General features: G+C 58.3%; 11 protein-coding genes. 4 read left to right on the plus strand and 7 right to left on the minus strand.

Translation table 11 applies throughout. The features are described from left to right. Positions 1-105: 105 nt before the first annotated feature. Together mqnE and trpD are read right to left on the minus strand one after the other, a co-directional pair. Positions 106-1,248 carry an aminofutalosine synthase MqnE gene (mqnE, locus tag NHH03_RS25540; RefSeq protein ID WP_253161115.1) on the minus strand — a complete coding sequence of 381 codons (1,143 nt, stop codon included), beginning with the start codon at positions 1,246-1,248 and terminating at the stop codon, positions 106-108. Between the two features lie 69 nt (positions 1,249-1,317). Next, positions 1,318-2,334 (minus strand): anthranilate phosphoribosyltransferase, encoded by a 1,017-nt coding sequence (trpD, locus tag NHH03_RS25545; protein ID WP_253161117.1) that lies wholly within the window; start codon positions 2,332-2,334, stop codon positions 1,318-1,320. Between the two features lie 170 nt (positions 2,335-2,504). On the opposite strand from trpD, the gene NHH03_RS25550 reads away from it, so the two are divergent. Then, the gene (locus tag NHH03_RS25550) at positions 2,505-3,446 is read left to right on the plus strand and encodes a nucleoside hydrolase (RefSeq protein WP_253161119.1); all 942 of its coding nucleotides are present in this window, start codon (positions 2,505-2,507) and stop codon (positions 3,444-3,446) included. Between the two features lie 11 nt (positions 3,447-3,457). On the opposite strand, the gene NHH03_RS28300 is transcribed toward NHH03_RS25550, so the two are convergent. The 3 genes from NHH03_RS28300 to NHH03_RS25565 form a co-directional block, all read right to left on the minus strand. After that, positions 3,458-5,026 (minus strand): BBP7 family outer membrane beta-barrel protein, encoded by a 1,569-nt coding sequence (locus tag NHH03_RS28300; protein ID WP_253161121.1) that lies wholly within the window; start codon positions 5,024-5,026, stop codon positions 3,458-3,460. Between the two features lie 294 nt (positions 5,027-5,320). Then, complete coding sequence (gene gluQRS, locus NHH03_RS25560) at positions 5,321-6,259, minus strand: tRNA glutamyl-Q(34) synthetase GluQRS (RefSeq protein ID WP_253161123.1); 939 nt, start codon at positions 6,257-6,259, stop codon at positions 5,321-5,323. Next, a complete protein-coding gene (locus NHH03_RS25565) occupies positions 6,256-7,068 on the minus strand; it encodes a sugar phosphate isomerase/epimerase family protein (RefSeq protein WP_253161125.1) in 813 nt (270 codons plus the stop codon). Before NHH03_RS25565 ends, gluQRS begins: the two co-directional genes overlap by 4 nt. A 137-nt stretch (positions 7,069-7,205) precedes the next feature. On the opposite strand from NHH03_RS25565, the gene NHH03_RS25570 reads away from it, so the two are divergent. Further along, a complete protein-coding gene (locus NHH03_RS25570; protein ID WP_253161127.1) occupies positions 7,206-7,646 on the plus strand; it encodes a DUF2752 domain-containing protein in 441 nt (146 codons plus the stop codon). Positions 7,647-7,670: 24 nt separating this feature from the next. Here NHH03_RS25570 and NHH03_RS25575 read toward each other — a convergent pair whose 3' ends face one another. Both NHH03_RS25575 and NHH03_RS25580 read right to left on the minus strand, forming a co-directional pair. Beyond that, on the minus strand, positions 7,671-9,311 hold the full coding sequence (locus tag NHH03_RS25575; RefSeq protein ID WP_253161129.1) for a glutamate ligase domain-containing protein: 1,641 nt from the start codon (positions 9,309-9,311) through the stop codon (positions 7,671-7,673). A gap of 381 nt (positions 9,312-9,692) precedes the next feature. Beyond that, the gene (locus tag NHH03_RS25580) at positions 9,693-10,622 is read right to left on the minus strand and encodes a uracil-DNA glycosylase (protein WP_253161131.1); all 930 of its coding nucleotides are present in this window, start codon (positions 10,620-10,622) and stop codon (positions 9,693-9,695) included. A 106-nt stretch (positions 10,623-10,728) separates the two neighbouring features. Between NHH03_RS25580 and der the strand changes: the two genes are divergently transcribed. Next, entirely contained in the window at positions 10,729-12,069 is a 1,341-nt protein-coding gene (der, locus tag NHH03_RS25585; RefSeq protein WP_253161133.1) for a ribosome biogenesis GTPase Der, read from the plus strand. Positions 12,070-12,087: 18 nt separating this feature from the next. Then, complete coding sequence (locus NHH03_RS25590) at positions 12,088-13,458, plus strand: glycosyltransferase family 39 protein (protein WP_253161135.1); 1,371 nt, start codon at positions 12,088-12,090, stop codon at positions 13,456-13,458. Positions 13,459-13,577 lie beyond the last annotated feature (119 nt).

The raw sequence follows: 13,577 nt of genomic DNA on the forward strand, positions 1-13,577 counted from the left end.
CAAAGCGCGTCAGCGAGGGATCCCGTCAACACGCTAAATCCCTCGCTGACGCGTCGGGTTACCGTAAAAGCGCTGGCTTCAAAACTCACGCGTCGAACTGTCTTTCTAGACAGCGACCGGCGCACCGGCGGTCCAGCGGGTTAGATCATTCGATTCGCGATGCACGTGGTTGTAAACCGTGTCGCGTTCAATCGGATCTCGGCCGGCTTCGGTAATCAATTGTTTGATGTGATCGACACTCAAACATTGCGGCGTGGTGGCTCCGGCGTCGTGATAGATCAATTCATGCCGTACAGTTCCGTCAATGTCATCGGCTCCATAGGCCAGTGCGGTTTGCGCCGTTTCAATGCCCAGCATGATCCAGTAGGCCTTGATGTGTTGAACGTTGTCCAGCATCAATCGGCTGATCGCCATGGTTCGCAAATCCATCAATGCCGATGGCTTTTTGATGTCCGATAGCTTGGTGTTCTCCGGATGAAACGCCAGGGGAATAAAGACTTGGAACCCGCCGGTTCGGTCCTGCAGATCCCGCAAGCGAATCAGGTGATCGATTCGGTGGTAAGCCTGTTCGACGTGGCCATAGAGCATCGTGCAATTGGTCCGCAAACCGATCTCGTGCGCGGTCTGGTGGATCTGCAACCATTCGTGCGTGTTGGCTTTGTGTTCGCAGAGTTGATCACGGACTTCGGGGTGAAAGATTTCCGCACCGCCACCGGGCATACTGCCCAGGCCGGCGGCACGCATATCCTCTAGCACCCACTGTTTCGATTTCTTGGTCTGAAATTCGAACCAGTTGATTTCAACTGCGGTCCACGCTTTCAGATGAATTTTAGGAAACTTGTCGGACAACAGTTCGATGATGCCGCGATACCACTCGTAAGGCATCTTGTGGTGCAACCCACCGACGATGTGCATTTCGGTGCAACCATTTTCGGTCGCTTCTTGTCCGCGCTGAACGATTTGTTCGTCGCTCATCGCGTAGCCTTTGGGGTCGCGCAGGTCACTGCGAAAGGCACAAAACCGACAACGGTAGACGCAAACGTTGGTCGGATTCAGGTGGGTGTTGATATTGAAATAGCCGACGTTGCCATTTTTTCGTTCGCGCACCAGATTCGCCAACTCGCCGACTTCCTGCAGCGGAACAGCGGGGTCATAGAGAAAAATCCCGTCATCCAGCGTCAATCGTTCATCCGCTTCGACTTTGTCGCGGATGGTTCGGAAACGGGCGGCGTAATCAGTGGCAGTCATAGATCTAGTGGGATTGCCGGTGAGATAATTTGTCCATGCCAGTGTAGGAGCCGGTGTCAATCGTGGCAATCAACCACTCGCGGTTGCCAATTGTTCCAATTTGGATTTGGCGGCTCCGTTGTCAATCGCCTGCTGTGCTTCTTGAACGCCAACCGCCAGCGAATCGACCGCTCCGGTCAACAACAATGCCGCGGCCACGCCGGCGACCACAGTGTCACGCTGGGGCCCCGGTTGACCGTCCAAGATGCGACGAATGATCGCAGCGCTTTCGCTCGGTCCGCTAGCCGACAAGGCTTCGACCCCGGCAGGCAGCAACCCGAAATCGGCCGGGGTCCAACGGTGTCGGTCACAGATGGCGTTGTCCTGGACTTCGATCGCGTCGGTGTATCCGTCCAAGGAAACTTCGTCCTGACCGTCTCCGGCGTGAACGACAAAGGAACGTGTGGTGCCCAACAACGCGATCGACTGGGCGATCTTGTCTTGCGTGTCTCGCTCGCTGGTGCCCAGCAACTGGTGGGTTGCCGCGGCCGGATTGCACAACGGACCGAGCAGATTAAACAGTGTTTTCACGCCCAATTTGCGACGCACACCGACGACGTGTTTCATCGCGGGATGAAGCTTGACCGCGAAACAGAAACACAATCCCAAATCGTCCAGGCGTCTGGCGACCGCATCCGGATCCGATTCGATGCCCACCCCCAATTCTTCTAGTACGTCCGCGGAACCGGTCACACTCGTGGCCTTGCGATTTCCATGCTTGGCGACCGCGACGCCGCAGGCCGCGGTGACGATCGCCACCGCGGTGCTGATATTGAACGTTCCACTGCGGCTACCACCGGTGCCACAGGTATCGAGCAGTCGATCGTGGCTGTGAGGAATTTTTGTCATGTGCCGGCGCATGGCTTGGGCGGCACCGACGATCTCGGACACCGATTCTCCTTTCTCACGCAGCGCCAACAACAGTTCGCCGATGCGGTCGTCATCGGCCTGGCCGCTCAACATTTGATCGATCAGGTCGGCTGTCTGCTCGGCCGACAGGTCTCGACCGGACTGGGCCTGGGCAATGGCGTCTTGGAAACGAGGCATACGTTCATTTCTTGAAAGGAGAACAGGAAACCACAGCAGGGGAAAATGTCTGCTCAAAAAAGTTCGGTCGGGCAGAATTTTCGCCCCACCGGACGCCATTTTTCCGCTCTTGGCACAGAGTAAACGGAACGGGCTCGTTTCGAAACGCCGCTGAACCTACACTTTCTGTCATGACACGAAAAATCATCATTGACTGTGACCCGGGAATTGACGACGCAGTGGCCCTGACCGCGGCTCTGTTTGACCCTCGGTTGGAAGTGTTGGCGATCACTGCGACGGCGGGAACGGTCACCGCCCCCCAGGCAACGGCCAACGTCGGCGCAATCGTTTCGGCGTTAGATCCCCCCCGATACCCGCGAATCGGTAAAGCAACGCCGCCGGAAGACGCAGCGGTCAGTGACGATCGCTTCTTGAACGGTGTCGGCGGGCTGGGCGATTTCCAGATCAGCCAGACCGAGCGCCAACATGTGCCGACCAGCGAGAAAGTGATCGCAGAACTGCTGCGACAGTACCCCGGCGAAATCACGCTGGTGTGCTTGGGCCCACTGACCAATTTGGCACGGTTGTGCCAGCGTGATGCGAATGTGATTGAGTTGATCGACAAGGTCGTTGTCAGTGGCGGTGCCGTTCGCGTCTCCGGTAACGCCACGTCGGTCGCCGAATTCAACCTGCATTTCGATCCGTTGGCCGCTAGCGACGTGTTCAGCTCGCCAACGACAAAAAGCTTGGTCCCGTTGGATGTGACACAAAAGATCAGTTTCGGTGTCGAACTATTGGAACAGCTGCCGGCAAAAACGACTCGCGCCGGGAATCTGTTGCACCAGCTACTGCCCTACGCATTCCGCGCCTCTCACCAGCGACTCGGGCGCGAACTGTTACCGCTGATTGACGCGACAACGATCGCCGCCGTGGTTGAACCGGAACTGTTTCAATGGACCGAGATGGCCGGCAAAGTCGAAACGCAGGGCACACTGACCTGCGGCATGTCCGTGTTCGATCGTCGCCTGCGTCCGGAATGGAACGTCAACATGGAAGTCACTTTGAAGGCCGACTTCGACGCGGTCAAAGGCCTGGTCCGCCGCAGTCTGCAATACGCCGGCCAACAATCGTAGCGCCGCGGCGGCTACCAATTCATGTCAATGCCCACATAAGCACCGTGCACGACCAGACTGCCGTCGGCATTCACAATCGCGCTCGATGCGGCCGTGGTAAAGTCCGGATCCAGTTGCGAGATTGAGGTTGCGACGTTGGACAAAGCCATCACGCGATAGCCGATGCGAGCCGTCCAGCGGGCACTCAATCGATACCCCAGTCCCAAATCCAATTCACCTAGCCCCGCCAGCGTGGTTTCATGGTCGTTGGTCAGGATGTCGCCGGCGCCAGGGCCTTGGGCCGTGGCAAAGGCCAACGTGGTGTCGGTTCCGATGCGCTGACGGTAGGTCACGTCGTTGGCATACAACCCCATTTTGCCGCTGCAGTTCAACATCGCTCGCCGTCCCAGGCAATACGACAACCGCGTGCCAAATTGATATCCCAGTAGATTGTTTTCGGTCTGAATGTCATAGAACAAATCGCTACCCGAAAGACCTGGCGTGCCGTCAACGTCTCCCGCGACCTGCAGTTCATCTTTGAATTGCAACCAGCGAAATCCGTGCATGGTTTGCACACGCAGCCGTGACGATCCGGGACGCGCCAACGGCCCAATCGCACCACCGTAGTAACCGCTACCGGCGACAGCCTGGATACCAAATTGACAAGCCGGCCCGGTGGATCCCAATCGTCGTGCCCCCATCAACCCGAATCGGTACAGATTGATTTCGATTCCTTGCAACGCAATGTCACGCGTCGCTCGAATCTCTGTCGCGTTGTTGTCGAAGTCATCGAAGACCGTGATTGCCCCGCCGCCACGGTCGATCGACACGTCGCGCAGTGCGGGCGACAGGAAGCGCAGGCCCGAACCACGATCAAAACCGGATTTAGAATCCGGATCGGGGTCCCAGTACAGGTAACCGATGTCCAAACCGTAGCAACCGCAACCCAAGTAGCGGCCGGCGTGAACATCAACGCCACTTTGGCCGCTGTTGTTGCTGCTGGAATCCGAGCCGATTTCGCTGCTACGAACCACCGTGAGCAAGTTGTCGTAGGCGACCATCGAACGATCATCACTGTCAGCTACCGACCAAAACGTTGAACTGACGCCGCCGTACCACGGCGAGATCGGTTGAGCGTAAAGTCCGCCGCCCACCCCACCCAGACCGCCCACTCCGCACCCGGCCGACTGGCAACTGCCACATTCACAATCCTCGGCCTGTGGAATTCGCGGTGCACCGGGAACCGTCAGCGGCGAGAGTTGTCCGGGTGGGAACGTTGTCTGAAACGGATACGGTTCCACCGCTGGCTGCGGAGCCGGATCGACAATCGGATCCGGAGCGGCAATTTGTGGCAACACACTCTCGGAACGAGGCGGTGGCAACGTTTCCACGGCCGCCTGCATCGCAACCGAGTGAGCCGGGGTGGACGCCGATGCCGCTGTCGCCCGTGGCTGCCGAGACGACGGAATCGGTTTACTGGGTGGCTTGAATTGGTTCCAGCGGTTTTCCGACGGATCACCTCCGCTAGATTCCGGAGCTTGCCCAATGGCAATCACCAATCCTAACGCAATCGCAATCCGTTGCAGCAGTTGGGTCTTCACGATTCGATTCCTTTCGATTCATGCAGCACATCTTGACTCCGCCCCCGGGACCGTTCTTTGTGGTCACGCACCTTTGGCATCGTTGTTGTTCAAGCTTGATCGGCCCAGCCGGTCGAGCGATGTACACCGGATGCCCATTTCCCCCCCATTCCCCCAGCAGATGGGCCGTGCAATCGCAACGACACAAACCAGAGGAGCATTCCCCAGCACCCGGCCAGCCCCGACGGTTCAGGCAATCGGGACAAGCGGCAGAATCCCGCAGCGGTATTTGGCAGCGGCATTTGGCAGCGGGGGTCACCTCGATAGAAACAATCGCTCGGAATCGATTCGCGTGTCTTCGCGGCGAATCAGGCTCCAATCAAATTGATCAACCAACTCTGCCGCCTGGCAGGGTTCCGGTTGATCGATCAAACCCAAACTGTGCGCGGCCCAACCAACGATCCGCTGGGGCGAGACACCTTGCTCGCGATAGAAACTCAAACGCGTATCGCCATGCCGTTTGGCCAACCGCCGGCCATCGAGTCCGCAGACCAGCGGCACATGAGCGTACTCGGGGACGGAGTGGCCAAGCCGCTTGTACAATTCCAGCTGACGAAATGTACTGGCCACTAGGTCGTTGCCGCGGACAACTTGGTTGACTCCTTGTCGAACATCGTCCACCACAACAGCCAACTGGTAAGTGGCCTGGCCGTTTTTGCTGGTGATCGGAAAATCACCCAATTCAGTTGCCGGATGACAGACCTGGGGCCCCAGCACCAAGTCGTCAAATCGGACTTCGTTGTCGCTGGTGCGAAACCGCCAACAGTGATCCTGTGTACGAATCGGATCACCGGGTTTCCATCCCGCGCAGGTCCCTGGATAAAGAGGCCCCTCGCCGCGAAAACGAGTCTCATGCGGCGCCGAGAGTGCTTCGGCAATGTCCTTACGCGAGCAATAACAGGGATAGGCTAGATTCGCTTGGCCGGTGGTCAGCTGATCAAGCGCCTGTTGGTAAGCCGGTTGGTGTTTGGTTTGCCGACTGGGCCCGTCGTCCCAATCGATGCCCAACCAGCGAATGTCTTCGGTCGCTTGATCGACCGCCCAATCCTTCACACGTGGCGAGTCCAAATCGTCGATCCGCAACACCAACTCACCGCCCGCCTGGCGTGTCGCCCAATAGGCGATCAAGTGAGTGCGAGCGTTCCCCAGATGCTGGGCACCGGTCGGTGACGGCGCCAGTCGTCCGCGAATCACGACTGGGCGGCAAGCATGTTTTCCATGCTTTGGCGAGTCAACGTTTCCGCCCCCGGTGAGTAATCGAACACTTCGACACTGACCCATCCGTCGTACCCGACCTGGTCGAGTGCCTTAAAGATCGGGCGGAAGTCGATGTCGCCCATCCCGGGACCTTTCAAATTGGGATCGTTGGCATGAAAGTGCATCATCAGATCGGCGTTGTCACGAATGATTTCGACAATCGGCGTCGGTTCGTCACTCATCGCTTTCACATCCAGGTGCAATCCGACCAGCGGGCTGCCGACAAGATCGACCAACTGGCGCCCTTCGGCAGCGGTGTTCAAAAAATTGCCTTCTCCGCGACCCAGTGGTTCGATGGCAATGCGAATCCCAAACCGCTGCAATGCCGGAACCACCGCGCGCAAACACTCCGCTGCGGCCTGCATCGCTTGTTCACCGGTTTGGCTGGCAGGAAAATTGCGCTGACCTGGCGACCCGAGCACCATCACGTCGCCTCCCAAATCACTGCAAAGCTCTGCCAATTGCCCCAAGTAATCTGACGTCTTGCTGCGAACCGCCTGGTCCAACGTCGTCAGATGAAAGCCTTCGGTCTTGGCCAACAACCAATGCAACCCGATGATCTGCAGACCGTGGTCCTCCACCGTCTTTCGATACGCACTGCGTTGCTCGGCCGTGAACTGCGACAGGTCATCGGTCAACATAAACGGTGCGACCTCCCAACCGGTGTATCCCGCTTCTTTTGCCAGCTGAAGTGCTTTTTCAAGCGGCCAATCACCGAAGGTTTCGTTGCAAATCGCGTACTTCACAGGTCACTTTTGAAGGTTGTGCTTTGTCATAGACTGAAACGTAGGCTCGGACAAAACAGTAGGTTGCGTCGTTCAGAGTTGAGACGCCAGAATAGCATTCCTGCACGCCACTCGCACGGCATGGCCGCCCAAATCATTTGAAACCAGTTCCAGAAACTTCCACGGCAAGCGTCTCAGGCGGTTGGTTGCTGCGCGGCATCGCAGCGTCCATTGCGTTGGTGCTAGCGGGAATGTTGGCGGTTGCATCCCAATTGCAACCCAGCCCAGTTGGCCTGGGGACGCATCATCAATTGGGTCTGCCGCCCTGTTCGATTCGGATGCTGTGGGGCATCCGTTGCCCCAGTTGTGGAATGACCACCGCCTGGGCACACTTCATGCACGCCGACATCCTTGCTGCAGCAACCGCCAATTTAGGCGGGCTGTTGTTGGCGATTTACGCGATCGCCGCCGCGATCATTTGCGGACGCGTCGCGCTCCTGGGCCGTTTCCCCCAACCGTCCACAATCCGGATCGCGACACTCGTGTTGATCGCGATCGCACTTGTCTCACTGGTCGAATGGATCATTCGCATCCTGTGATCGCAAGCTGGAAGCTTACGCCACTTAAGGAAACAGTTTCAAGGTGATCGGGAATCCGCTCTCGGAATCCTGCTCAGCGAACTGTTCCGGCTCACTGACCTCGCGCAACGATTCCACCAAGGTTTCGATCGCTTGGAACTGTGTTCTGGCGGCATGCGCCGTTTGCTCGCGGCGATTGGTGATGACCACCACCGTGTCACGCGGACCAGCGGATTGCACGGCCCACTCGATCGCTTGGTTTTGATCAGCGACCAATCGCATCGCCGCACATTCCTTGACACCATCCAACAGATGATGGGCGCGTTTCAGAAAGGAACCGGTTTGATCGACTTGGGAGGTGACGACACAATGATGGGCATGCCGTTCGATACTGCGACCGAAACCCGCCAAGTCGTCTTCGGATTGTTCGTTGCCAATCACCAACACACACCACACTCGCCCGCCGACTCCGGTGGCTTTGGCGGTTCGCAGCGCCCCGGAAACTCGTTCGGCCGTGCCGCCGGTTTCCAACACCACGGTGGCGCGACCGAAATCAACCAGGCGTTGCCCGCGACCAGGGATCGACCGCAACGCGTTGAGATGTTTGGCGATGTCTTGTAGCGAGTGACCAAGCAGCGCGCCGAAGGCCACGGTGGCAGCAATATTGGATGCCATCGCAGTCCCACACAGTGGCGTTTCCATCATCGCGCTGGTGTCACCGGCCGACAACATGATCGTCGACATACCACCGGACTGGTCCAGGATCACTGCGCTGAATTCACTTGACGCGCTGTTGCCATAGCTGACGTGATGGCAATCGGCATCCTCCAACAACGATCTCGTTCTGGCATCTTCCTCAGGAGCGATCACGACGCCGTTGGCAGCCAAGCGTTCGACCAAGCAATGCAGCCCGCTGGGTCCGAAATCCTCTGACAGCTCGCGTTTTCCGGTCACGATCAACACGTCAAACTGCATCGCATCGTAGTGTCCGTCTCGAGCCGCATGCTCATCGATCTCGATCAACGCCAACCGGCTCATGCTATCGCCCGATTCCGCCAACCAATCGATCAGTGGCGCGCCGATCGGAACAAAGTCGGTGGAGGTCTGATTGACGACTCCATCACTGCAACCCAAGTCACATTGATAGGCCGTGCGCATGCCCAGCGCATTGGTCAAGGTTGCAGCCAGCAGGCAGGTCGATGTTTTTCCGCTTTGACCAAGCACACCGACGGTCAGTAGTTTTCGATCCGGTGCTTGGTGCTGTGCCGAGGAAATTTTGGCCAACGCCAGATCGATGCTCCCCACCACACACTGGGGCAACGGGCAGGGCAGCAATTGCTCCGTCAAAATCCCGGATGCACCGCGTGCAAGTGCCTGCGCGATGACTTCATTGGGCTCGCCTTCACCGATCCGATACAGCACCACGTTTCCAGGTTGGCACTCCGCCGCATCCTCCACACAGTCCGACCAACGCAGGTCTTCGCAAGCAAAGAAGCGGGACTCGGGCAGGACGGATGCCAGCATCAACGGCGCAGACGGTGCATCCTCATCGAATTCGAAGTAGTCGATCGATGCAGAGGTCATCACTGGTGACTTGCAGGACGATGCAAGCGAATGCTTGGCCGTCTGGTTGCCTGTGGTCGTGCGAAAAGAAACGGTTTGACGGTCGTCGAACGCGTGTCGCATGGGATGGCCTCCGTGCACATCGTGGAAATTCAAACGTGGCGGACACGAAGGCGATCCATTCGCCTCGGGGTTGCATCCGCGATAGATCCAGATTGTTCGCAGATCCAAGAATGGGTCAATACGAATATTTTGCCACCGCGCCAAAGCACTCTCATTTGGTCACGGAAACAACAGAGATGTCTCCAAGCCGAACGCGATTGAAGGTGTGATTTTCATCGCAACCCGACGCGTGAGTTTTGAAGTTGCGCTTTTACGGTAACCCGAAGCGTGAGCGAGGGATTTAGGGTGTGAACGGGATCCCTCGCTCACGCTTCGGGTTACCAAAAAGCAATCGCTCAGGCAAAAGCGAAGCTTCAAAAACCCGACACATCGCGCGGTGAATCAAAGAATTCCGGCGTCGCGCAACATCATCTGTAAATCATCCCAGGCCGCTTTCTTGGCGGCGGGATTTCGCAACAGATAAGCCGGGTGATACGTCACCACGACTTTGCTATCAAAGTGCTGGTGAAATTTTCCTCGCAACTGTCCGACGGACAGTTTGGTTTCTAACAACGCTTGCGAACTGACGGCGCCCAAACAAACGATGTATTGCGGACGCAACAGATTCAATTGAGCACTAAAATACTCGCGGCAGTTTTCAATCTCAGTCGGTTCCGGGTTGCGATTGTTCGGCGGGCGACACTTGACCGAGTTCAGGATGTAGACGTCTTCGCGGTCAAAGGTGCAGGCCTGGATCATCTTGGTCAACAGCTGGCCGGCCTTGCCGACAAACGGCCGCCCCGACAAATCTTCGTCGCGCCCAGGAGCCTCCCCAAAGAACACGACTTTCGGCATCACACTGCCTTCGCCGAACACCGTTTGTGTTCGACACTTGGCCAGAATTTCACAGCGGGTGCAGACCGCGGCTTGGGCGGCCCAGGCGGCCAGCTGCTCGGTTCGCTCGGCGGCGCTTAAACTGGCGCCGGGATAGGCCCCTGCGCTGCCACTCGGGGCGGCGGCTCGCTGAATCGGCCGGGGTGCAGCAGTTTCCGCTGGCGCAGGGTTTTCAGCTGGCGCAGTGACTGGCGGAGCGTCGGCCATCGGGGTGGAGACGGTTGAATCCACCGCCGTCACCGCCGGATCGGCGACCGTGCCGGGATCGGTTTCCGAGCCCGAAAACTGGAATTCTGCGGCCAAGCGGTCGCTGTTTTCCGCAGCGGGTACCGGCAGCCACTGGACGCCTAAACGCTGCAGATGCTCGGCCAAGCCGCCGACTTGGTGCAAGATCGAGGCCGGTTGCAGCGATTCGTTGGGATAATCTTCGTTGGGCATACCGGTCATAGATAACACACGGCCTACTTGTTTTGCACCACGGTGTTTAACATACCCGATTGGCACACCCTCCATTTTGTCTCATACAGTCCGACCAGCTAGCTCCATGGCCATCCCCAAAGTCGCAATCGTTGGCCGACCCAATGTCGGCAAAAGCAGTCTGTTTAACTGGCTTGCGCGCCGGCGTTTGGCAATCGTCGACGATTATGAAGGCGTCACGCGAGATCGCATGACGACGATGATCGAATACGAAGAAAAGTATTTCGAACTAACCGACACGGGGGGGTTGGGGATCGAGGACGCAGACGACTTGACGGCGGATGTCCGCCATCAAATCGAACTGGCCATCAATTCGGCCGACGTGATCCTGTTGGTCGTGGACGTGCAAACCGGTCTGATGCCGCTGGACCAATTGGTGGTGGACCGGCTGCGAGGCGTCGAGCGGCCGGTGATTTTGGTGGCCAACAAGGCTGACCAAACGCACCACGACACCTTGGCGGACGAATTCCATCGGCTCGGCCGTGGCCATTTGGTAACCGTCAGCACCACGCAAAACCGCAACCGTGACGAATTGCTGGAATTGATCCGCGATCGGCTGCCGCCGTCGGACGAAACCGCCACCGAAGCGACGATGAAGTTGACGATCGTGGGACGCCGCAACGTCGGCAAAAGCACCTTCGTCAACACCTTGGCGGAAACCGATCGGATGATCGTCAGCGAAGTGCCTGGCACCACCCGCGACAGCGTCGACGTGCACTTCGAAGTCGACGGCCAAACCTTTATCGCCATCGATACGCCCGGTTTGAGAAAGCGGAAAAGCCAACGCACCGACCTGGAGTTCTACGGCATGCACCGGGCCCAACGCAGCATCCGCCGCGCCGATGTGGTGCTGATGTTCTTTGACGCCAGCGAAACGATCAGCAAAGTCGATAAACAGCTGATCGGCTACGTGATCGAAAACCACAAACCCTGTATTTTTGTGGTCAATAAATGGGACCAACTGATCGGCACCGTCCCCACCGACCGCTGGGTAAAATACCTGCGTCGAACCTTCCCCACACTCGCCTATGCTCCGATCGCATTCATCACCGGCCAAACCGGAAAGAACGTCAAAGCTCTACTGAACCACTCGACGATGCTGTTCAAACAAGCCCGTGAACGAGTTTCAACGGGGCAATTGAACCGGCTGCTGCGCAGTGCGATCGAAGCCCAGCAGCCACCGCTGTACCAGAACCGTCGCCCCAAGATTTTTTATGCGACGCAGGTGGCCACCGAGCCGCCGACCATTGTCATCATGTGTTCCGAACCCAAAGCGATCGCAAACGACTACCAGCGTTACTTGCTGAGTGTGATGCGAGACCATTTGAAGTTCGGCGAAGTACCGATTCGTCTGTACCTGCAGAAACGAACCCGCAACGACGGCGAAGACGCGATCAACCGTGGCTGATTCCAAGGCCGACATCCGATGAACTCCAGTGACCGCATCGCCAGTGGCAGCATCGTTCGGTTGATTGTCCTGGCGGTGGTCGCCGTCACTCTGGCGGCGGCGTCCGGGCGTCTGGTCGCTCACGCGGTCAACGATACGCCTAGCTATCTGGAGTATCCGTTTGGCTCGCTGACCGATGCCCTGCTGTCGATCCGGACGCCGGGCTACCCGCTGTTCTTGGCCCTGGCCAAAGCGACCGTCGGTATCGCGGCTGTACCGTTGTTGCAACTCTTGTTGCATACGATTGCGTCGTGGATGTTGGGCGAAGAACTGATCGCTCGCAAGATGCCAATTCGTTCGGCTTTGGCAGCGGCGTTCTGTGTCCTGCTGGGCTGCACCGCAAGCGATCACATCAGCACGCTGGCAACCGACGCGCCCGCGGTTTCTCTCGCCGTCATCACAGCCGTCTTGCTGATGCGCAGCACACGCACCCGATCGACCACAGCAGCCATCGGCTGCGGCCTACTCGCGATCGTAACGATCTTTGTACGCCCGGCATATCTGTTTCTGATCCCCTGGTTGGCCGTCACCGGTTGGTTGCTTGCGAACAAGGCCCCGGTGTCCGCCGATCGAGATCCTCCGCAGCGGACCGGGCGTTGGCTAGGCATGGGGATTGCGGTCGCCGTCGGCTTGGTCGTGCTGAGCTGGATGACACTGCGAAAATCCGTCGTCAACGACTTTGGCATCCTGCCGTTTGGCCACCAAAACCTGTCGGCAATCTTGGTCCAGACCGTGCCGACCGACCGATTGCGGCACTTGGACGGCCCCGGCGGCGAACTGGCAAAGCGAGTCGCCGAGGGGCTTACCGAAGGCGGGTACGAGTTGCCGGTCGAAGGCGGCGGGCCGCTGCCCACGCTGACGTTGGAATCGCAGTGGGGCGACATCAATTACAACGTGATTTGGCCACTGGCAAAACAATTGGAACAGGCCGACGAGCAAGACGGCCAGCAGGATGCCAGGCAAATCCGAGTGCATCGGCGAATTGGGGCCATGAACCGCGCAATCTTGGCCGATTCGCCGCGTGGCTACGTGCTGTGGTTAGGCCTGGCGCTGCGTCGAGCGGCGTGGGGCACTGCCGCCAATCTCACGATGCACCCACTTTTCCTGGCCAGCCTATTGGCCGGCATGGGATGGTTGTTGTATCGAGCCACTGCGGCGCGGCCGATCGTTCCGCTGTGCCCGCCCGCGGGCTGGGCGGCACTGGTGATCGTCGGCATCACATTTGTCATTTTCAACGATGCGTTTGTGATTCTAACCAGCCCGCCAATCGGTCGCTTTGCCGACGCCGCAGCGATCTTTCTGCCAGCGATCATCGCCAGCCTAGTCGTGGGTTGGGAAAGTCAAGCGTGACCGCCACCCTAGGTTGCCTCTCAATCGCGGAGACGATCGGGCGCTCTCAATCGCGGAGCGATGTCATTGGTTAGCCAGGGGTGAAACCCCTGGATTGGTCGACAACAAACCGCGCAGTC

It is taken from the genome of Stieleria tagensis, assembly GCF_024129865.1.
Classification (GTDB): Bacteria; Planctomycetota; Planctomycetia; order Pirellulales; family Pirellulaceae; genus Stieleria; species Stieleria tagensis.

Excerpts from the sequence above, each read along its gene's own strand:
- der (WP_253161133.1), top strand. The coding sequence starts at position 10,729 with ATGGCCATCCCCAAAGTCGCAATCGTTGGCCGACCCAATGTCGGCAAA.
- NHH03_RS25580 (WP_253161131.1), bottom strand. The coding sequence starts at position 10,622 with ATGCCCAACGAAGATTATCCCAACGAATCGCTGCAACCGGCCTCGATC.
- mqnE (WP_253161115.1), bottom strand. The coding sequence starts at position 1,248 with ATGACTGCCACTGATTACGCCGCCCGTTTCCGAACCATCCGCGACAAA.
- trpD (WP_253161117.1), bottom strand. The coding sequence starts at position 2,334 with ATGCCTCGTTTCCAAGACGCCATTGCCCAGGCCCAGTCCGGTCGAGAC.
- NHH03_RS25550 (WP_253161119.1), top strand. The coding sequence starts at position 2,505 with ATGACACGAAAAATCATCATTGACTGTGACCCGGGAATTGACGACGCA.
- NHH03_RS25590 (WP_253161135.1), top strand. The coding sequence starts at position 12,088 with ATGAACTCCAGTGACCGCATCGCCAGTGGCAGCATCGTTCGGTTGATT.
- NHH03_RS25575 (WP_253161129.1), bottom strand. The coding sequence starts at position 9,311 with ATGCGACACGCGTTCGACGACCGTCAAACCGTTTCTTTTCGCACGACC.